The organism is Candidatus Saccharibacteria bacterium oral taxon 488, from assembly GCA_010202115.1.
Classification (GTDB): domain Bacteria; phylum Patescibacteriota; class Saccharimonadia; order Saccharimonadales; family Saccharimonadaceae; genus Nanosynbacter.
The window spans coordinates 186,718-205,959 of the sequence record CP047917.1 but is presented as its reverse complement, the minus strand read 5'-3'; the positions used below and the strand labels follow the sequence as shown (position 1 = coordinate 205,959).

At 50.2% G+C, this 19,242-nt stretch carries 23 protein-coding genes; 1 reads left to right on the top strand and 22 read right to left on the bottom strand.

Features of this window, described 5'->3' with window-relative positions:
* Positions 1–18 precede the first annotated feature (18 nt).
* Positions 19–1,692, bottom strand: coding sequence for a hypothetical protein (locus GWK74_01085; GenBank protein ID QHU90117.1), 1,674 nt, complete (start codon positions 1,690–1,692; stop codon positions 19–21).
* Between the two features lie 75 nt (positions 1,693–1,767).
* On the opposite strand from GWK74_01085, the gene lepB reads away from it, so the two are divergent.
* Complete coding sequence (gene lepB, locus GWK74_01080) at positions 1,768–2,373, top strand: signal peptidase I (GenBank protein QHU90116.1); 606 nt, start codon at positions 1,768–1,770, stop codon at positions 2,371–2,373.
* Positions 2,374–2,376: 3 nt separating this feature from the next.
* Here the strand turns inward: lepB and GWK74_01075 are convergent, their stop codons facing one another.
* From GWK74_01075 to GWK74_00975, 21 genes are all read right to left on the bottom strand, one after another.
* Entirely contained in the window at positions 2,377–3,255 is an 879-nt protein-coding gene (locus GWK74_01075) for a ParB/RepB/Spo0J family partition protein (GenBank protein ID QHU90115.1), read from the bottom strand.
* Positions 3,252–4,016 carry an AAA family ATPase gene (locus GWK74_01070; GenBank protein QHU90114.1) on the bottom strand — a complete coding sequence of 255 codons (765 nt, stop codon included), beginning with the start codon at positions 4,014–4,016 and terminating at the stop codon, positions 3,252–3,254. Before GWK74_01070 ends, GWK74_01075 begins: the two co-directional genes overlap by 4 nt.
* A gap of 87 nt (positions 4,017–4,103) precedes the next feature.
* Positions 4,104–4,409 carry a 50S ribosomal protein L21 gene (gene rplU, locus GWK74_01065; GenBank protein ID QHU90113.1) on the bottom strand — a complete coding sequence of 102 codons (306 nt, stop codon included), beginning with the start codon at positions 4,407–4,409 and terminating at the stop codon, positions 4,104–4,106.
* A 119-nt stretch (positions 4,410–4,528) separates the two neighbouring features.
* Complete coding sequence (locus GWK74_01060) at positions 4,529–5,353, bottom strand: NTP transferase domain-containing protein (protein QHU90112.1); 825 nt, start codon at positions 5,351–5,353, stop codon at positions 4,529–4,531.
* 9 nt (positions 5,354–5,362) lie between these two features.
* The gene (locus GWK74_01055) at positions 5,363–6,706 is read right to left on the bottom strand and encodes a DUF3137 domain-containing protein (GenBank protein ID QHU90111.1); all 1,344 of its coding nucleotides are present in this window, start codon (positions 6,704–6,706) and stop codon (positions 5,363–5,365) included.
* 117 nt (positions 6,707–6,823) lie between these two features.
* Positions 6,824–9,754 (bottom strand): isoleucine--tRNA ligase, encoded by a 2,931-nt coding sequence (locus GWK74_01050; protein ID QHU90110.1) that lies wholly within the window; start codon positions 9,752–9,754, stop codon positions 6,824–6,826.
* Between the two features lie 14 nt (positions 9,755–9,768).
* Positions 9,769–10,338 carry an NUDIX domain-containing protein gene (locus GWK74_01045; GenBank protein ID QHU90109.1) on the bottom strand — a complete coding sequence of 190 codons (570 nt, stop codon included), beginning with the start codon at positions 10,336–10,338 and terminating at the stop codon, positions 9,769–9,771.
* Positions 10,335–10,664 (bottom strand): competence protein TfoX, encoded by a 330-nt coding sequence (locus GWK74_01040; GenBank protein ID QHU90108.1) that lies wholly within the window; start codon positions 10,662–10,664, stop codon positions 10,335–10,337. Before GWK74_01040 ends, GWK74_01045 begins: the two co-directional genes overlap by 4 nt.
* Positions 10,657–11,112 carry a hypothetical protein gene (locus GWK74_01035; GenBank protein QHU90107.1) on the bottom strand — a complete coding sequence of 152 codons (456 nt, stop codon included), beginning with the start codon at positions 11,110–11,112 and terminating at the stop codon, positions 10,657–10,659. Before GWK74_01035 ends, GWK74_01040 begins: the two co-directional genes overlap by 8 nt.
* Entirely contained in the window at positions 11,109–11,618 is a 510-nt protein-coding gene (locus GWK74_01030) for a ClbS/DfsB family four-helix bundle protein (protein ID QHU90106.1), read from the bottom strand. The genes GWK74_01035 and GWK74_01030 overlap by 4 nt, the downstream gene beginning before the upstream one ends.
* A 338-nt stretch (positions 11,619–11,956) precedes the next feature.
* On the bottom strand, positions 11,957–12,634 hold the full coding sequence (locus tag GWK74_01025; protein QHU90105.1) for a hypothetical protein: 678 nt from the start codon (positions 12,632–12,634) through the stop codon (positions 11,957–11,959).
* A 51-nt stretch (positions 12,635–12,685) separates the two neighbouring features.
* Positions 12,686–13,297 carry a vitamin K epoxide reductase gene (locus GWK74_01020; GenBank protein QHU90104.1) on the bottom strand — a complete coding sequence of 204 codons (612 nt, stop codon included), beginning with the start codon at positions 13,295–13,297 and terminating at the stop codon, positions 12,686–12,688.
* Positions 13,290–13,547 carry a hypothetical protein gene (locus GWK74_01015; GenBank protein QHU90103.1) on the bottom strand — a complete coding sequence of 86 codons (258 nt, stop codon included), beginning with the start codon at positions 13,545–13,547 and terminating at the stop codon, positions 13,290–13,292. Before GWK74_01015 ends, GWK74_01020 begins: the two co-directional genes overlap by 8 nt.
* Positions 13,547–13,999: a transcriptional repressor NrdR gene (nrdR, locus tag GWK74_01010; GenBank protein QHU90102.1), complete on the bottom strand. Its 453-nt coding sequence runs from the start codon at positions 13,997–13,999 to the stop codon at positions 13,547–13,549. The genes GWK74_01015 and nrdR overlap by 1 nt, the downstream gene beginning before the upstream one ends.
* Positions 14,000–15,190: a cell division protein FtsZ gene (ftsZ, locus tag GWK74_01005; protein QHU90101.1), complete on the bottom strand. Its 1,191-nt coding sequence runs from the start codon at positions 15,188–15,190 to the stop codon at positions 14,000–14,002.
* Positions 15,191–15,243: 53 nt separating this feature from the next.
* Complete coding sequence (gene ftsA / locus GWK74_01000) at positions 15,244–16,467, bottom strand: cell division protein FtsA (protein ID QHU90100.1); 1,224 nt, start codon at positions 16,465–16,467, stop codon at positions 15,244–15,246.
* Between the two features lie 21 nt (positions 16,468–16,488).
* The gene (gene map / locus GWK74_00995; protein QHU90099.1) at positions 16,489–17,256 is read right to left on the bottom strand and encodes a type I methionyl aminopeptidase; all 768 of its coding nucleotides are present in this window, start codon (positions 17,254–17,256) and stop codon (positions 16,489–16,491) included.
* Complete coding sequence (locus GWK74_00990; GenBank protein QHU90098.1) at positions 17,244–17,795, bottom strand: AAA family ATPase; 552 nt, start codon at positions 17,793–17,795, stop codon at positions 17,244–17,246. Before GWK74_00990 ends, map begins: the two co-directional genes overlap by 13 nt.
* Positions 17,796–17,818: 23 nt before the next feature.
* Positions 17,819–18,277 (bottom strand): GatB/YqeY domain-containing protein, encoded by a 459-nt coding sequence (locus tag GWK74_00985; GenBank protein ID QHU90097.1) that lies wholly within the window; start codon positions 18,275–18,277, stop codon positions 17,819–17,821.
* On the bottom strand, positions 18,277–18,495 hold the full coding sequence (locus tag GWK74_00980) for a 30S ribosomal protein S21 (GenBank protein ID QHU90096.1): 219 nt from the start codon (positions 18,493–18,495) through the stop codon (positions 18,277–18,279). Before GWK74_00980 ends, GWK74_00985 begins: the two co-directional genes overlap by 1 nt.
* Before the next feature lie 137 nt (positions 18,496–18,632).
* Positions 18,633–19,229, bottom strand: a complete 597-nt coding sequence (locus tag GWK74_00975; protein ID QHU90095.1) for a hypothetical protein — start codon at positions 19,227–19,229, stop codon at positions 18,633–18,635.
* Positions 19,230–19,242: the final 13 nt, after the last annotated feature.

Genomic DNA, 19,242 nt, shown 5'->3' with positions numbered 1-19,242 from the left:
CCACCCTATTATACCAAATTACGGCCCGATTATCACTACGAAGTCAGCCTCAGCTGGCAGGTTAAATGGCGGTTTGCCTTCGGTTAATGTTACACCATACAGTTCTTTAATCTTGTTGGCAGAAGCCTGCTTGGACTTGCCTGACTCCAGCTGATAAACCCTGTACTTTTCGGTAATTTTCTGTGGTGAATTGCCAACGCTTACCACGTTGAGTGATGCCGCCTTTAGGCGATCAGCTTCGGATTTGGCGGCTCCGACCACGCCACTGCCATTGAGCACCAGGACGCGCGCCTTTTCCTTGGCAAGTGCATCACCGTATATTTCCACCTTGATAAACGATCGAATTTGCGAATAATCAAACTGGCCAGCTGTCGGCACGACCACACTGGCGCCACCAACACTACTCGTGCCAAGCAGGACATTATCTTTTTCAATAAAGCTGAGGCGGTGAATGTCCGTATCCTTGATCTTGGAAGCAACATCCATCACCGTACGGACTTCCTTGGCATCAACGTTAGTGCGCAGATTCTTGCCCATGGCGTCCATCAGCGCCGTCACCTTGCCAAGATCAGTCAGCGTGCCTGTCGAGGCTGCCTTGTTCTTGAGCGCCATCAGCACCAACTGTTGGTTTTTCTCGCGGTCAAAGTTCGACTTGTCCAGCCCATACGAACCGCCCAGCGCTCCACGCGCTCGCGAGAAATACAGCGCCTTGTCACCGTCCATCTCATTTGGCCCATTCTTGAAATGAATGTAATGCCCCGTCGGACAGCGCCGTTTCCGCTGCTCTGCTGATAGACCCTTCTCCCGACACATCCAGTCGACGCTCGGGTCAAACACACCTCGTGGATCGTCGCTCTGAACATTCACCGTCACACCACCAACCGCATTAACCGCGTCCTTGATTACCTGAGCATTAACGTGTGCTACGTACTGTATATCCATATCAAAAATCTTGCCAACAAACTCGCGGCTGGCATCTATCCGCTTCTTTTCAGCCTGTTCATCATTACCCTTGGCAACACAGTCAAAATATTCGTTAATCTTGCCGGCACGACCAGAATTACAAACTCGCCCAAACTGCACGTATAAGTCGCGCGGAATACTAAACATATAGGCATCGTGCTTCTTTTGATCAACACTCAGCACCATCATTGAGTCGGTCAACGTTGCGCCCGGATGGTCTGGATCATCATCCGTCGTACCGAGGATCAGCATATTGCTCCGCCCGTGTGCATCCATTTTCAGCGGTTGATTCTGAAACAAGTCAATTAGATTACCGCTACCAAACACTCGCCCCGCATTGACCCACGCCTTGTACAGCAAAAATCCACCCACCAGAATTATCAGCGCCACGATCACCAGGATAATAATCTTTAGCTTGCGACGTTTTTTATGCGATTTCTTGCGCTTTTCACGGGGTGCTTCGGGCTTTTGGATGTCAAGATCTTTGAGCGAATTGCTAATATCTTCGTCGATATCAGCAGTTGACGAAGCCGCGAGGCGCACCCGATCAGCTTGTGACAGTGACTGGCGCGGTAATTGGATCGGCTGCCGGCCAAGTATCTGCGGGGTAGGCTGCTCCGCCTGACGAGGATGAGCAGCTACCTGCTCCGGCGATACACCACCCAAACGAGACCGCTGAGCCCTCCGCGGTACAAATCCATCGACCGAATTCCTATTTGAAATTTTCACTGCTCCTTATTATAGCACACTTCTCTATCGATCAAGCTTTTGGTTTTCGCCACCAAACCATGTATAATAAGGCGGATGGATGCTCATTTTCTCGATCGACACCCTCGTCTAAGGGACAGTCTGGGACTGATTATTTTTGTGATTGGGGTGATTATCGGGACGATTTTGATAAACACCTTTGTCTTTCGTAGTTTTGGCGTGCAGGGACCAAGCATGGAAAACACCATGCACACCAACGACCGCCTGATCGTCGACCGACTATCAGTCACGATCAAACAGCTTCAAAATAAACAGTATATCCCCCAGCGCGGTCAAATTATTGTCTTTAAAAATCCTAATTACAATCCAACCCTCGGTCACGATGAATATATCGTCAAACGGGTCATCGCTTTCGCGGGTGAGCGCGTCACCGTCAAGGATGGCGTCGTCACCGTTTATAACAGTGAACATCCGAACGGCTTTAACCCCGATACAACCGTCAACAAAAACGAACCAAAGTCCCCCACCTCCGGCGATGTCGATACCAAAGTATCTGAGGGGACAATTTTCGTAATGGGTGATAATCGTGAGGGTAATTTTTCGTGTGACTCGCGTAACTGCATGGGCAACATTCCGCTATACGATATCGTCGGGCCGGTCATCGCCCGTATTTTCCCCTTCACACAGATCAGAGGGTTTTAATAATCAGCCAATCAAGTCGCGAATCCGCTCAAAATCCGCTTGGTCTTTGAACGGGATGATAATCTGACCGGCACCGCGCTTACTGGTGCGAACCGTGATGTCAGTACGGAGTTTTTTCGACAGGCGCGCTACCGACGAGGCGTGCGGCTGCTTGACTGACTTTGGAGTTGGCGCGGGGCCCGACGGCTGCTGTGCCCGCTTCCAGGCAGCGATCATCTGCTCGAGCTTACGCACGCTCCAGCCCTGATCAATCGTTTGCTGCAATAAATCCTCCGCCACGTCATCTGGCAGCCCCACCAATGTTCGCGCCTGCCCTTCAGAAATCTTATTTTCAAACAGCGCCGTCCGCACCACGCTCGGTAATTTCAAGAGGCGCAGTGTATTGCTAATGGCGCTGACCGATTTACCGCCGACGTGCTGGCCGATTTGTTCCAGCGTCATATTGAACTGGTCGCGTAGCTTCATGTAGGCCGTCGCCGTTTCCAGCGGATTGAGGTCGCGCCGCTGCAAGTTCTCAATCAGTGACACCTCTAATCGGTGCTGATCGCTCAAACTGCGAATGATACTCGGTATCTCGATTAATCCAGCCAGCTGCGCCGCTCGCCAGCGCCGCTCGCCAGCCACGATCATGAACTGCGCCCCATGTGGCGTTACGACGATCGGCTGCACCACGCCATGCCGACGAATCGAATCGGCCAGTTCACGCAGTGCCTCCTCATCAAAGAACCGCCGCGGCTGATCTGGATCTGGAGTAATATCGGTAATCGGTATCTGGCGTAATTGCGACATTGTCGCATCTTGACCAGCCGTCGGGTCAAAAGCCTCGTCAAACAAATTTGTCGGTATCAGCGAATCAAACCCCCGCCCAAGTCCCTTTTTCATCCTTCAATCCTCTCGATAATTTCTTTGGTCAGTGCGTGGTAGGCCCGCGATCCCTTTGAGAAACGATCGTACACACCAACCGGCACGCCATGACTTGGTGCCTCAGCGAGGCGAATATTACGCGGAATCGTCGTCTTGAAAATCGTATCGGCAAAATGCTTTTTAATTTCATCGTACACCTGGCTCGATAGAGTCGTTCGCGAATCAACCATGGTGGTCACCACGCCGAGCAAGCGCAGATGCGGATTGAGCCCCTTGCGAACCAACTTCATCGTCTCCATCAGTTGCCCCAGCCCCTCGAGTGCATAAAACTCTGCCTGCACCGGCAATAGGACGTACTGCGCTGCGATCAGCCCATTCACGGTCAGCAGACTCAGACTCGGCGGACTATCAATGATCACATAATCATACCCAGCGAGGCTCGCCAGCGCCTGGCGCAGCCGCACAAACCGCCCCTCGGCTTGGGCCAACTCAACCTCGGTATTTGCTAAGTGCGACGTGGCTGGTGCGATCGATAGATTCTTGATGTCGGTCTGAATAATTATATTATTCAAGGCTGCCTGACCAGTCACTACCTCGGTCATCGTTATGCCCAGCTCTTGCTTATCAATGCCAAGGCCGCTGGTGGCATTACCCTGCGGATCAAAGTCAACGATCAGCGTCCGCTTACCGGCTTTTGCCAAAAAATATGCCACATTGATTGAAGTCGTCGTCTTGCCGACGCCGCCCTTTTGATTTGTCACCGCAATAATCTTCGTCATCGATACCCCTTCTGCTTACCTCATTGTACCATAGTTTCGGCCATAAAAATACCGCCCTCATCACGGGGCGGTATGCTAATTCATCGGTTATTTGATCGAGGTAATCTCAATCCTGGTGTACTTCTGGCGATGACCCGTTTCTTTGTGAACGCGTTTTTTGCTCTTGTAGCGGATGACGCGGATTTTGTCGCCCTTGACTTCTGCTTCAGCAACTTTTGCCTTCACTACCACACCTTTTACGGTTGGTGTACCAACTGTTGTTTTATCACCATCAATCACTAAAAGTGCGTCGAGAGTGAGTTCTTTTGTGCCTTCAGGGAGGAGATCCACCAAGAGGGACTCTTTTTCGCTGACAATGTATTGTTTGCCAGAGATTTTTACGACTGCTTTCATTTCGTTCCTTAAAAATTAGTTTTCAATCCGTTCTATTGTACCAGAGACACAGTGGTAAATCAAGGCTACTGCCAGCTTCAATTATCCCACCGACAGCTACACCGTCCGGAGTATCAATGTCAACTCGAACACGACCCCGACCGACCGCACACCACATTGTTTGCGTGCAACCAGCCCTCGACATTACCACCGTCCAAATGCATACCTACCGCTGGCACAACCTTGACGACACCGCCGGCCCGAGCATAATTACTGACTGCATCGGTCAACTCATACTCGCCGCGCGGCGATATTTCAACATCAGCACAAGACTGGATAACTTGTTTGGTGAGGACGTATTTACCGATGTTGGCAAAGTGGCTCGGCGCCTCTTCTGGCTTTGGCTTTTCCACGATCTCTACAAAATTGCCGTCTTCATCCATTACAATCGCCCCGTACCGACTAATGTCATCACCCGGCACTTCCTGGGCCAGCAGACTACACTGACCGTCTGGCGTTGCTGCCAACAGCCGTGCCACTTCGCTTGAGCCATCGGCATTATACATAAAGTCATCACCCATCAGCACCACTGCCGATTCGCCATCCTCGAGATAGTCCGCCGCCAAGGCCACTGGCACTGCTGAGCCATACTTGCCGTAGCTCGGTTGCGTCACAAAGTGAAGCTTCGCATCGATCGGCGCCACCAGAGCCAACTTGTCATCCTTACCCCGGCTCCGCAAATAATCGTTGAGCAAAATATTGCTCCGATAATAGCTCTCTAACTGTGAACTCTGCTCGCCAACCACAAAAATCAGCTCGCGCACGCCGGCCGCCAAACAGTCCTGCACCACGTAATCAATCAGCGGTCGATTGCCAATCGGCAGCATACACTTTTCAATCGATTTGGTGATTGGCAGCATCCGTGTACCCCAACCAGCGACCGGAATAATAGCTTTGGTAATCATATTTCCTCCTTACATCTTGAGTTCTTTATGTGATTTCTGCAAAATATCCATCATCTCCCCGTAGCGCATCTCGCCAGTGGAAATTTTGGCATAGAGATAAACAATATTATCTACCACCTCAATATTAACCTTAATGTCTTGATCGTACAACCAGGCCATGAAACTTGGATTGAGCAGCTCAAAGCTCGTCACCTGGTTCTCATCGGTGGCGTAGACTTGGTAGCGCTTGTTAAAGTCACCCCACTCCAGTTCTACTTTTTTATAACCCGACGGCGCTCTGAACCGCTTCAGGAAGCGCGAATCCCGACGCTCCACTAAAATCCCACCATACGACTTTAGCAAATTAACCTGCCCGATAATGTACGTAGCCGCCGAATCGGTATTTGAAGCGTCAGCCACATAGGTGTATAGCTGCACCAATAAATTACCCGTCCAGAACCCAATGATGTGGTTATTGATGTCGGTACCCTTAAAGCCGCCCTTGAATAATTCACCGCGAGTTGGTAGCAGTAACCGCCCCCAATCCGGACTGAAATACATGTCGTATTGCGCTGCAAACTGCTGCATAGAGGCAACAAGCTGTGCGGGATCTTCCGTTTCCTGATCAATACTATCTAGTAGCCAGCCATCACCCGAGCGCACAAAGTTCCACTGCTCACCAAACTCGCCCGTATCACGATGTAGCACCGCATCACTCGCCACGTCAACCAGCTCATCATTTGCCGAGGCAACAAAACTCACACTTACTCGGTCATTCTGATCATTCGCATCATCATACGCCCGGGTGATAATCGCTTCACTGACCGCCACATTCTTCATGCGATTGACTCGCCCCATCTGTTGTAGGGCATACAACATTAGTCCGATGTGCCGCGCATAATTCGGCGTGACGTACTGCTGAATTGACGGCAAATCCATCCGCTCCCAATCATACTGAAACCGATTAAACACCGTCGTTGCATAATTGACAATACCCTGCTCGTTCCAGGCGCTGTCCTGGGTAGCTGCTTGCTGAACGGCCTGTTTTGCAGCCTCGCTGCCTTTGCGAAAACGGCTGATCTTATCTGTAAATGCCCCGATAATCGCACCGACCAATGCCGAGATGGCCACCAGGATAAAAATAACAACACCGCCGAGTAGGTAGAACAAGCTGGCGAGTAGGCCGGCCAAAAACCCGACCGCTATGGCGGCCATCTTTGACTGGGTAGTTTTTTTCACAAAACCACTTACCGAAATTGCAATTACCATCGGTATCCCGAAAAGGGCAACGCCACCGCCGCCGCCAGAACTTGACCCGCCACCACCAGCTCGCGCAAAAAAGAGTAACTGACTGAGAACTGCTAGATTACACATAGACCCATTGTACCGCGTTGTATGGCGATCGCCAAGGTCATGAATGTCCGATCAGTGCGAGACCAAGAAAACGCTCGCCGTGCATCAATTTTGAGGTCGCAACTTTTATCGTGATGACTATTTTACAACAGCAAGAGCAATCTCGAGCTTAGCCCCTTCAACCGTCGCTGTCGACTGATTGTCATGTACCTCGCCAAACACCGCCAGCGTCTCAGTAGCAATCGCCTCAGCATGCTCATCGATCGCTTGGCGGAGCTGCTCGTCATTCGTCGTCAGCTGTAGTATAATCCGATCGTCCACTTGCAATCCCGCCTTCTTGCGCGCGCTTTGGACGTGGCGAATGACTTCTCGCATCAAACCTTCGCGTTTGAGCTCGGGCGTTAAGTGCTTGCTAATTTCGATCCAACTCTCTGGCTTGATCGCGCCCTCGGTCACATCATAGTCCGCCAAGTGCTCGTCTAAATTCTCAATCCAGCGAATTTCCTTAACATTTAGCTCCTCGGCCATAATCTGCTCGTAATACTCAGCCAATTTCGCACCCGCATATGCCGCAAACTGCAGCGGTTGGCGAACCTTAATTGATGCTTGATGCTCATCTTGCTTCATACGCAAACTAAGACCATTGTTGATCAATTCACGCGTACGGGACATATCGGCTAGAACCTGCTCATCCACCGCACCAGCTGGCAGCCAATCCTTCAAATGAATCGACTCGTTATCACCCGTCAAATTATGATACAATTCCTCGGCCAAAAACGGCGTAAACGGCGCCAAAATGTAACTCAAACGTACCAGTACATAATGTAGCGTCCGGTAAGCATCGTTCTTGTCGCCATCGTCTTCAGACTTCCAGAAACGGCGGCGACTGCGGCGCACGTACCAGTTGGAAGCGTCGTCGAGGAATGGCAAAATCGGCTTAGTGGCATCTTGTAAATTGTAATCATCAAGACCCTTTTCAACATCCGTCACCAATTGATGTAAGCGGCTAACAATCCAAATATCCAACGGATTAGTCAACTCGCCCAGCGGATCTTTCAGCTCGCCGTAAAATTCCCAGCCATCGACCTCAGCGTACATCGTGAAGAAATCATACATATTCCAGATCATACTGAGCTTGCGCGCTACATCCATGACATCCTTATCCGCTAGCGCAAAGTTCTCGCCATTTGTCAGCGGACTAGATAGCATGAGAAAACGGAAACTATCAGCCGACGTTTTATCCATTAATTCCATCGGATCGGTGTAGTTTTTTAACTTCTTACTCATCTTTTTGCCGTCTGCCGCGTTGATGAATCCAGTACAAATCAAATTCTTCCACGGCGATTTACCGAATAATGCCACATTGACCGCTGTCAAACTATAAAACCAACCACGGGTCTGATCAATCGCTTCAATGATAAAATCGGCTGGAAAACTCGCTTCAAATTTTTCCTTGTTTTCAAACGGATAATGGAACTGAGCAAACGGCATTGAGCCAGACTCAAACCAGCAGTCGAGCACCTTACCGATATGCCGCATTTCCACTCCATCACACTCAAACGTCACGTCCATCACTTGCGGCAAATGATAATCATCTAGCCTACGCCCCGTCAGCTCTTCAAATTCCGCAAAACTACCAATCACTTTGACAACTTCCGTGCCGTCATTCTTGACGCCTTTCCACACTGGAATCGGCGTTGCCCAATAGCGATCACGGCTCAAATTCCAATCCGGCGCCTGCTCTATAATATTATGAAATCGCCCCGTCCGCAGATTATCTGGAGTCCAATGAGTCTGTTCATTTGCCTCTAGCATTTCTTTTTTCTGACTTTGAATATCCATGAACCAGCTCGGATGCGCTCGATACATCAGTTTTGTGCCGCAGCGGTGACAATGCGGATACTCATGGCGAATATAGTCAATTTTCAGCGCTCGGCCTTCCTCCAACAATGTCTTGGCAATCTCTTTATTGACCTCCCAAATATTACGACCGAGCCACCTGCCCTCAGTATAGTTGCCATCACCATCCACCAGCGACAACACCGGTACGTCATACTTGCGGCATAGTTCGTAATCGTCTTCGCCATAAGCCGGCGCAATGTGCACCAGTCCTGTACCGTCATCGGTCGTCACGAAATCAGCATGCAGCACTTTATGAGCATTTGGACCGCGATTTTCAAACAGCGGCTCAAATCGCTTGCCCACCAATTCCGCACCTTTTATCGTTTTGACAATTGAATATTCAAGCGGTTGATGTTTTTCATCGGTCATAACTCTTTCGATAGCATCACTTGCGATATAGAATTTCTTATCGCCGTACGCCACTAATGAATAATCAACATCCTGGTTGATTGCCGCCACCATATTCGCCGGCAAGGTCCACGGCGTCGTCGTCCAGGCAAGCAAATATTCATCTTCATCTTCCAGCTTAAAATAGACAAACAAGCTTGGGTCGGTATCCATCTGGTAGCTGTTCTCCATCGCTACCTCACTCTTAGAAATTGGCGTGGCATCCTTAGTACAATAAATTAATATTTTTTCGCCCTCATAAATCTTACCCTCTTCATAGAGCTTCTTAAACGCCCACCAAACCGATTCCATGTAATTATTGTCCATGGTTTTATAAGCACCCTTAAACTCAACCCAGCGACCGATTCGCTCAATTGTGTCTTCCCACTCAGTGCCAGTTCGCACCATAGCCGCACGGCATTCCTTCACATAATCCGACACACTAATTTTCGCGCCAATTTCTTTTTTATTAGAAATTCCCAGCGTTTTCTCAACGTACACCTCAGCTGGTAGTCCATGACAATCCCAGCCCCAGCGGCGCTCAACTCGCTGACCCTTCATGGTATGGAAGCGACCCATCGTGTCCTTAACAGTGCTCACCAACAAATGCCCATGATGCGGCGTACCAGTCAAAAACGGTGGTCCGTCATAAAACACCCAGGAATTATTAGCTGGCCGATTTTCAACCGATTTATTGAATGTATCGTCGTCCTTCCAGTGCTGCACCCAATCTTTTTCATATTCTGCCGCTCGGCGGCGAGTGCCGTGTTTGAATTTCATATTATCTCCTTTATTTAACCTTTTATATTCTTTTTAAATATCCTGTCACGCACAATCACCATTGATTTTAGTATGTTCTTTGCGCGTGCTATCATACGCTCCCCAATATCACCATAACCAATCCGTTGATTCACTTCATCGATATCCACCAAGCGATAGCCAATCACCGAGCCACCGACATCACCTGCAAATTCACCTAACTTCTCAAGCTTCGCCACTGCCCGAAATTGATGATCTATTCTACCGTCAGGATTGGTTAAAACTTGATAACCAATCGGTCTCCACTCAGCCACTCGCACATTTAGCTCTTCTTGTACTTCACGACATAATGTTTGTTCGAGGGTTTCGCCTGGCTCAGTATGCCCACCAGGTAAATTTTCCCTACCATGTGCGTAATAAACCAACGGTACCTTGCCATCAAGATCACCAATCACATAAATCTGTTGCCATGGTAAATCGGGAATCACTGTCTTGTCGTCAACATCAAACCATTCTGCTTGAATTACCTGATTCCGATAGACAAAGGAGGTTTTTAGGACTGACACCTTTAGATCTGGATCTTGTGAAATTATTTCTTGCTTCATTTTTTGCCCTTACCTTTCTTTATTAACTCGGCACAAGTTACTTGAATTAATTGGCGCATTAAATCATAATCTTCAAAATCATCAATTTTAAACATCGGCATTTTGGCGCCACTATAAGCTAGTCCAGTCGAATAATTTTTACCCAAAATCACCTTGCCAGCTTCTGTTATTTTAATAAAAAAGGTATCGTCACAAACCAACGCAAAAAATACACCGTCGCAATAAACACCATAATCACCAAACATTTTACGACAATAAATCTCACCAGCGCCACTCGCCGTCAATTGCTCTTTGAAATATTCGATAAATGCTTGAGAACTAGCCACGGCAAGCCCCCAAATTAGTTGTTATTTTCGTTAAATCACCGTTTAATTCGATCGGCTCTAGCGCCGCTAAATCCACTGCGTAATCAAGTTCCGTTGGTAACTGATTCAAGATAAAAATCGGCTTATTTGTACCAAACGCATACATCATCTCACCCAGCGTACTCACACCAATATAATTATCAACTTGATTTTTTGGTGGATTAACTACCAAAACTGCCACCGACTGATCGATTTTTGCCAAATGTTGTTTAATTAAACGATGACGGATCGCTTTCGCACGCTCAACATCCACCGTAAATTCCGGCTCACCAGACGCCACCGGTCGCAACACTTCAAAACCAGCCAGCTCCAATTGCTCAGCCACGCTCGTCATTACATCAATGAATTTAATCGATCCACATAACGTAATGATTCTTTTAGGCAAAGCTGCGTTTTGTTGCATGCTCATCCTCTCTCCTCCATAGCCTTGCGCAACCTACCGTGTGCATTTCGCAATGGCGCGACTGTGTTGAGCTCAATTATCCGTGCCATAGTATACTCTCGTCCGCTCGTCTTCGTCCGATACCATACGACGCGGTAGAGGTCGTCTTCTGATGTCTGCTCGATCAGTTGGTCAATCGCTGCCACCGTTTCATCAAGCTTTGTCAGTACGGCACTATACGCTATATCAGCATATTGCATATAGAACTTTTGCGCTACCGCACCATAGCCAGTGGTAATAATCGTCGGCACCGTATGAGTCTGATGATATGCACTACCCCACTCTAGCACCGTGGTAGCCCACCCCAGTAGATAGCTGGCTAGCTGGTGAGGATTCATCATCGTGCCTTTTATCTGCCCCGGAATCACCAGCTCATCCGCCCAGGGAGCGGCTGCCTCGAGCAGTGGCCACAGCGCCGCACACTCGTGGCGAATGGCGTGCTGCAAGGCTGACTTGTAGGCTGGTATCGGCATACTACTCCTTATATAAAATAAAATCACCTCTTCTGACTTCGAGAATCCGCTGGAGGTGTTTCAAGCGGACGGTACCATCTCGATTCCAAAAGAAGTGATTCTTCCGTGGGTTTTGCCGAGTTGACCGGCATCCACGCACTCTTTTAGCGCTCAATCGTCACTTTGTCGCAGCGAGTCGCGGCGGGGTCTAATCTCAGCTGATAAAAAGCCAATTTCTTCCCGCAGGCTTCGCGGTTGATAGCCGCTCATTTCGCGCTAATGTCGCCAAGACTACTACCCAGCACACGCAAAAACGCCCTACGACAATTGTAGCGCGTTTTTACTAAAATCCCAAGAGATTATTTAATTTCCAGACCACCCAAGACGCATTCACCCTTTAGGTAGATCGTCTTTTTGGCGGAAGACTTCGGCGCAGTTTTATTCTCACTGCCACCCAAAACACCACGCACCTCATTTTTGACAATCACGTCGTCAGGCAAACTAATACTGGCGCCGCCACAAAAGGTAAAGACGTCGATGACTGCACCATCCTTGATCTTCGCCTGGCGCAAATCCAAATCTACGCCGCCAAATACCGCTGTCACCGAGCCGCCAGTATAATCGCCTTTCACCCGCGATTCTTCACCGTAAAAAATTGCAACTTTTTCACTATCACCATCATCAGCCACCCGCTTTTTAGGCTGCCGACGGCCTGAACCAATACCAAACACGACCGACAAACCAATAGCAATCAGTATTACCGGCCAGAATGATTTCCACGTACCAATATTAATTACACCATAAGCACTCAGCCCGATCAACACGCCAACAGCTATCAATAACAGCCCCCACACCCAGTCTATCGGTCTGCGATAACTGAATAATAGTATCAATAAGCCAGCAAAGGCCCAAAAAGCACCCCAAAACAGGGGCCAGCTATTAAAGGTAATAACTCCGAGATTCCGCAGCAGCAAAATCCCGCCGAGCGACACAATGGTAACACCCAAAAACGCTCTAATGAGAAAATTTTTCTTCATATGCCCAGTATACGGATACCAGCTCCATTATTCAATACGCCTACTCTTAATTTATGCAAATAGCTCACGCCCAAATGTTGCTAAAATAACAACAACGATCACAACGGTCACTAGCGCCAACAGGAACGTGTCAAATCCCCGGTCGACAAATTTTCTCATACGCCTACCGCCAACCATCCTAGTCACCACATTATATCTAGTCAGTCCGTAACAGACCAGCAGCATACCCGCATCCAGCGTCAAACACCACGGACACAACGCACCAATCTCAACATAACTCATATAAAACATCCAACCAGCAAACAGAAGGCCCGCCACCGCGCCAAGCTGCGCGCCCCACATAAACCACTTCGGAAACTTCGTGCCCGCTAGCAGCGCCACCGCAATTGTCACCATCACCGGCAGCGTCATCATACCAATAAAACTATTAGGAAAGCCGAGTAGTGTCGCCGACCAATGGTTTGCCACCGCCGAACAGCTTATCACCGAATTCAAGTCGCAGTTCAATGCAGCATGCGAATTTTTAGCAAGCGTCAGCGCCTCGATCGACAGTACAAATGAGGCCAACAAACCCAAACTGCTGCCGAGCAGCAGCGCTAATGCTGCGAACTGCCGGCGTTTTGAATCTTTGTTCGAGAGCCACTTACGCAGCATGTCAAACATAAAAACTCACCTCACTAATCGTCGGTAGCGGTAATCCGCGCCACATGTTCTGCATCTGGCTATCAGCGCTCAGCGCGATAACAGTCGGGTATTCAACGATGTCGTATGTCCGGCAAAAATCGCTGCCCTCAGCCGAATCTGGGTCAAGCTCTTCAATCGTGTGCCCCGTCTGCCGACTAAAGTCATGCAGAAAACTAGTGACTTGGCGCGCGTAATCACTTTCCGCCCGGTATACGACAACGACTCGCATTATTCTTGTCCTTTCTGGCGACGCTGTTCCAATATCTTGACGAAATCATCCAGCGTTTCAAACTTCTGAAACACGCTGGCAAAACGTACATACGCCACCTCGTTACGCTTCGCTAATTCATCCAGTACAAACTCGCCGATCTGCCGCGACGGCACTTCTGAGGCGCCCAGCGCATACAATTTATCTTCAACCGCCGTGATAATCGACTCAACTTCCTCGTCGGACTTGAGGAATTTACCAACCGACTGGCGCACCGCATGCGCGAGCTTAACTCGATCAAACAGTTCACGACTACCATTTTTCTTGATCACAATGAGGTTTGGCTTTTCCACGCGTTCATACGTAGTGAAACGCCGTCCATCCGGCGTCTCGCGGCGGCGGCGAATCGCCACACCATCAGAAACCTCTCGCGACTCGATCACGCGGCTATCACCAATGTTAAATCCGCTCATTTATTCCTCCTTGTTCTTTTTGCGGCGGCGAAGGAAGGCTGGCGTATCATCTTCGTCCGCTTCATCCTCAGCTGGCTGATCCCAGATGTTGTTTTCCTGCTCAGACGTAAAGTCCGTCGCTCCGCTCTGCTCACTGAGCTCCAGATCAATCCCTTCAACCACCTCATCATCAACTTCAGTCTCTGATTCATGCGACGCTTCACTCGTCAAACTCACCTCGTGATCATGATAGGTCTCACTATCAAACCCAGTGGCGATAACCGTGATGATCACCTCGTCTTCGAGCTCTGGCTTGAGCGTTGCTCCAAAGATAATATTGGCATCAGGGCTGACCGCGCTGGTAATTACCTCAGCCGCCTCCTGAATCTCTGCCATGCTCATGTCATAGCCACCGGTCACGTTAAACAACACGCCCTTTGCACCGTCAATCGACACCTCGATCAGCGGACTCTCGATCGCTTGCTGAGCGGCCTGCACCGCCCGATTCTCGCCATCAGCCCGACCGATCCCCATCAGCGCCGAACCAGCCCGACTCATCACCGCCTTGACGTCAGCAAAGTCGAGATTAATCAAACCATGCTCGGTAATCAGCTCAGAAATACCCTGCACACCTTGGCGCAGCACGTCATCAGCAATCTTGAACGTCTCGAGCAGCGGCGTCCGCCGATCAATCGTCTGCAGCAATCGGTCATTCGGAATAGTAATCAAAGTATCAACCTGTCGGCCCAAGTGAGTAATTGCCCAATCAGCATTCACTCGACGCTTTTCGCCTTCAAAACTAAATGGTCGCGTCGCCACACCAACCACCAAGATGTCCATCTCGCGAGCAATTTCCGCCACGATATGCCCAGCGCCCGATCCAGTGCCACCACCAGCACCAATCGTCACAAACACCATGTCCGCACCCTCGAGTGCCTGGCGAATCTCCTCGCGCGACTCATTGGCTGCCGCCTCACCAACCATCGGATCAGCACCGGCACCCAGCCCATTAGTCGTGGTGTGCCCGAGATGAATCTTGACATCCGCCTTGGAATTATGCAATGCCTGAGCATCAGTGTTCATGGCGATAAACTGCACGCCAGCGAGCCCCGCATCTTTCATCCGATTGATGGCCGAACCACCAGCTCCACCGACACCGACAACTTTGATACTGGCAAACGTTTGAACTTCACTTGGTGTAATCTGCGGCATTTTCCTCTCCCTATCTTTCTCTTATCAAGTATACCATCTTTGTCTACTAGCTCCTACTTAAACCTCGCTAGTAATCGACTAATCATCCCGCCGGCTTTCTTGGTCACCGAACCTACCTTGCTATGCGTCTGCTCGGCCCGCTCAGCCCCTGCCCCGTCAATGAGCATCAGGCCAATTGCCGCCGCAAACTCCGGCCCATTCGCCTCGTCGCTCACGCCTGCATATCCTGCCGGCACACCTAGTTTAGCCGCCACGCCGAGGCTATTTTTCGCAAATTCGACCAGATCCTTGACCTTAGCGCCGCCACCAACCAGCACCACACCGCTCGGCAGCCGTCCAATGCCGCCGGCCCGCTTCAATTCTTTGGCGACTAGCTCGAAAATCTCCTCGTAGCGCGCCTCGACAATCTCATCAATCTCGCTTTGTTCAAATGTGTACACCTGTTTGTCATGCTTGGTATCAACGCGACCAGCCTTGCCGCCGCCCAGCCGGGCATGCGCCAATTTGACTGCCTCAGCGATCTCCGGGTCAGTCTTTAGCCCAATCGCCACATCATTTGTCACATTCTGCGCTCCCATCGGGATCACCGCCACATGCTGCAAATCGCCCTCTTCAAACACGGCCACACCGGTCGTGCTACCACCAATGTCGATAACCGCCACTCCGTTCTCAATCTGCGACTCGCTGAGCACCGCTCGCGCCGCTGCCAACACGCTCGGTGTTAGGCTCGAGGCAGTGACATTGGCCATCTCGGCCGAGCGGCGTAAATTCGCCACATACGGCGTCAGACCCGAGACCACATTAGCCCGCAGCTCCAGGCGCGTCCCGCTCATCCCCACCGGATCCTTGATGTTATCCTGTCCGTCCAGCCGATAGGCATGCGGCACAATCTCCAAAATCTCTCGATTAGCCGGCACCTTCCCGGTCGTCGCCACTTCTTCAATCCGCAGCACATCCTCGTCCGTCACTTCACCGCCACTCATCCCCACCGCGATCATACCATCAGCTTTGGTGCTCAAGATATGCGACCCATTGACGCTCAGCGCCGCTGCATTAATATGATGACCGCTCATGCGTTCGGCCGCCTCGAGCGCCTTGTCAATCGCCGCCGCCGGCCCCGTCAAGTTCGATACCGCACCCTTACGCATGCCGCTATTTTCACTCACGCCGACACCAACAATGTTTGGCAGCCCCGACTCCCCGATATGTCCGACCACGCAGCGCACGGTCTTCGTACCAACATCAATTCCTACCACATATCGAGATTGTTCTTGCATATGCTTAGTATACCAGATAGCCTAGAGCGTCGTCAAAATCTCCGCACCCGTCTCGGTGATCAGCACGGTATGTTCAAAATGTGCACCCAAACTGCCGTCTTTCATGCTAATCGTCCAGCCGTCATCCTCAGTCACAATTTTCTCGCCGCCGAGGCTGGCCATCGGCTCGATGGCAATCGTGTCGCCTGCGTGCAGCACTGGCCCGGTACCGCGTCGGCCATAATTTGGAATCTCTGGACTCATGTGCATTTCCAGCCCCACACCGTGGCCAACCAGCTCGCGAATGATACCCAATTTAGCCTTCTTCAATACCGCTTCCACGCCAGCCGAAATATCGCCAACGCGCGTTCCCTCACCGGAAATCGCATCAATTCCCGCATACAAACTTTGCTCTGTCGCGTGCAGCAAATGCTTCTTAGCGCCGCGCGGCTCTTTGTCAATCACCATAGTAAACGCGCTATCGGTCTTCATGTCGCGGTAGCCAATCACCAGGTCAAAGCTCACTACATCGCCCTTCTCAAACACATAGTCTGTCGGAAATGAGTGCACCAATTGCTCATTAGTCGACACGCAAATCACCCCTGGGAATTTCACCTCATCCGTCAAATACGTCGCCTCCGCACCAAAATCCTTGATTCGCCCGGCCACAAACTCATTGACATCCAATTCACTCATACCAGCCGTTACCCGCTGGCGCAACTCGTCATAAATCGTCGCCAACATCCGCCCGCATTCGCGCATATCCTTCATCTGCTGCGGCGTTTTCTCACCCGTAATTAAAGTTGGCATGCGTACGCCACCTCTTCATAAATCCGGTCATGTACTTCACCAGCCGTCCCGACGCCGTCAAGATGGACAATCCTAACGCCTGCCTCAGCAAAAATCCCCAACACCGGATACATTTTTTGCCGATAAATCGTCATTCGCCGGGCAATCGCCTCTGGCGTATCCTCCAACCGGCCACGCTTTTCTAGCCGCCGCATAATTTCCGCCTCCGGCACTTCCAGTGAAATCACCGTATCAATCTTCTCACTCATCCGTGCCATATACTCATCCAGCCATGCCGCCTGTTCTTTCGTCCGCGGAAAGCCATCCACAATGATATTTGGATATTTTTTATCGCGCGCATCCTGCACCGCCTGCTCAAACACTTGGTAAATCAACGCATCGCTCACCAGCTCGCCCGAGCGTAAAATATCAATCACCGCCGGATCATTACTTCGGCGCAACATCTCGCCGGTCGATAGCCATTTCCAACCCTGGCGCGCTGCCAACATCTGCCCCTGCATACTTTTACCAGCCCCCGGCGGCCCAAACAATAAGATCATCCTTTGCTCCTTTTTCTGTGTTGTTATTGTTTTGCTAGCGTTTCTTTGGTAATTTTCGCAATCAAGGCGCCGTCAGCCGCATTGCCAGCCTTAGCCTTCACCGCACCGATCACCTGACCCATCTGCTGCATCGTCGCACCCAAATCAGCAACCGCTGCCTCGACCATTGCCCGAATCTCATCTTCGCTCAGCTGTTTAGGCAAAAATTCCTGTAAAATTGCTGCCTCTTGCTCCTCCGGCTCGGCTAGTTCTGCCCGGCCATTTGCCCGGTATAACTCGGCACTTTCTTTGCGCTTTTTAACTTCGCGGGCAACTACCCTCTCGACTTCTGCATCATTTAGACCTTCATCGCGCTTACCGAGCGATACCTCCTCATTAAGGATTGCCGCCTTCAAGCTACGCAGGACGTCACCCCGAAAACGATGCCGCCCTAGAAGAGCGGCTTTCATCTCATCAGCAATACGCGCTTTGAGCGCCGACATTAACGCGTTGCCCCCATGCGCATCCTGGCTGTTTTCTCGGCCCGGCGCTCGCGGCGAATAATCGCTTTCTTGCGGCGCTCAACCTTGGAAATCGGCTTGGCAAATCGCATCACCGACTTTGCCCGCGCAAGGACACCGCTCTGCAGCACCTTGCGATTAAAGCGACGAATCACATTCTCGTTCGCTTCCTTCTGATCTTTACGTGTTACTTGTACCATACTTCCTGCATTATAACAGATGAGAAAATATTTGACAAATTAGCATCTAAGATCGGTTAGACTGAGCACGAAAAGACGCCACCCGATATTTATCCATGCGGCGTCCGGCAACTATATTTTAGCCCAGCCAACTAAAGCTACTCTTCTCCAGCGGTTTGGCTATCTTTTTTGTATGTTGCCTCAAACGCACCTCTTTCAATAATATATCTCTCTTTTTTACCATCACTGTTCTCAATTTGACTTTCTACAATTATGCAATTAGCCCCACCTGTCTGTCTACCACCCCACGGCGCATCAATGACAATCTCTTTACCCTCTGGGTTCTCCATGCACTTCACAACATTTTTAGGCAAATACTTGCCATTAGCGGCTACACCATTCTCTTCCGTAAGTGGCTCATAGAGGTTACGAAAATCTTCGGCATTTATGACATAACGCTCGCCTTTCTTGCCCGTAACGATTGCATCACCAGGATTCGCTGTATTAACCGTCTCAACTCGCTCTGTTCCGTCTTCTTCTGTGATAACTGTTTCTACCTTCTGAGTGGTTTCTGAAATCTCAACCTCAATAGCCTTATTGGGATCTTTGATCTTACTGTAAGTCTCTTCTACTTTAGAAAAATCTAATGTAGATAGGTCCAGATAAACTGGTCCATCCTCCCTACCGATCTCGGCCCAATTAGCAGCGTTTGGATTTGGACTTCCATTGCCATTATGTTCATAACTTTGTGTCATGTTTGTTTCCTTC

Bases quoted from the DNA above. Each gene is read 5' to 3' on its own strand.
- GWK74_00980 (QHU90096.1), bottom strand. From the start codon at position 18,495: ATGGTACAAGTAACACGTAAAGATCAGAAGGAAGCGAACGAGAATGTG.
- GWK74_01020 (QHU90104.1), bottom strand. From the start codon at position 13,297: ATGTTTGACATGCTGCGTAAGTGGCTCTCGAACAAAGATTCAAAACGC.
- lepB (QHU90116.1), top strand. From the start codon at position 1,768: ATGGATGCTCATTTTCTCGATCGACACCCTCGTCTAAGGGACAGTCTG.
- GWK74_00990 (QHU90098.1), bottom strand. From the start codon at position 17,795: ATGATCTTATTGTTTGGGCCGCCGGGGGCTGGTAAAAGTATGCAGGGG.
- GWK74_01070 (QHU90114.1), bottom strand. From the start codon at position 4,016: ATGACGAAGATTATTGCGGTGACAAATCAAAAGGGCGGCGTCGGCAAG.
- GWK74_01045 (QHU90109.1), bottom strand. From the start codon at position 10,338: ATGAAGCAAGAAATAATTTCACAAGATCCAGATCTAAAGGTGTCAGTC.
- map (QHU90099.1), bottom strand. From the start codon at position 17,256: ATGCCAACTTTAATTACGGGTGAGAAAACGCCGCAGCAGATGAAGGAT.
- GWK74_01015 (QHU90103.1), bottom strand. From the start codon at position 13,547: ATGCGAGTCGTTGTCGTATACCGGGCGGAAAGTGATTACGCGCGCCAA.
- GWK74_01075 (QHU90115.1), bottom strand. From the start codon at position 3,255: ATGAAAAAGGGACTTGGGCGGGGGTTTGATTCGCTGATACCGACAAAT.
- GWK74_01055 (QHU90111.1), bottom strand. From the start codon at position 6,706: ATGTGTAATCTAGCAGTTCTCAGTCAGTTACTCTTTTTTGCGCGAGCT.
- GWK74_01035 (QHU90107.1), bottom strand. From the start codon at position 11,112: ATGAGCATGCAACAAAACGCAGCTTTGCCTAAAAGAATCATTACGTTA.
- GWK74_00975 (QHU90095.1), bottom strand. From the start codon at position 19,229: ATGACACAAAGTTATGAACATAATGGCAATGGAAGTCCAAATCCAAAC.
- nrdR (QHU90102.1), bottom strand. From the start codon at position 13,999: ATGAGCGGATTTAACATTGGTGATAGCCGCGTGATCGAGTCGCGAGAG.
- rplU (QHU90113.1), bottom strand. From the start codon at position 4,409: ATGAAAGCAGTCGTAAAAATCTCTGGCAAACAATACATTGTCAGCGAA.
- ftsZ (QHU90101.1), bottom strand. From the start codon at position 15,190: ATGCCGCAGATTACACCAAGTGAAGTTCAAACGTTTGCCAGTATCAAA.
- GWK74_01030 (QHU90106.1), bottom strand. From the start codon at position 11,618: ATGCCGATACCAGCCTACAAGTCAGCCTTGCAGCACGCCATTCGCCAC.
- GWK74_01050 (QHU90110.1), bottom strand. From the start codon at position 9,754: ATGAAATTCAAACACGGCACTCGCCGCCGAGCGGCAGAATATGAAAAA.
- GWK74_00985 (QHU90097.1), bottom strand. From the start codon at position 18,277: ATGTCGGCGCTCAAAGCGCGTATTGCTGATGAGATGAAAGCCGCTCTT.
- GWK74_01060 (QHU90112.1), bottom strand. From the start codon at position 5,353: ATGATTACCAAAGCTATTATTCCGGTCGCTGGTTGGGGTACACGGATG.
- GWK74_01025 (QHU90105.1), bottom strand. From the start codon at position 12,634: ATGAAGAAAAATTTTCTCATTAGAGCGTTTTTGGGTGTTACCATTGTG.
- ftsA (QHU90100.1), bottom strand. From the start codon at position 16,467: ATGCAAGAACAATCTCGATATGTGGTAGGAATTGATGTTGGTACGAAG.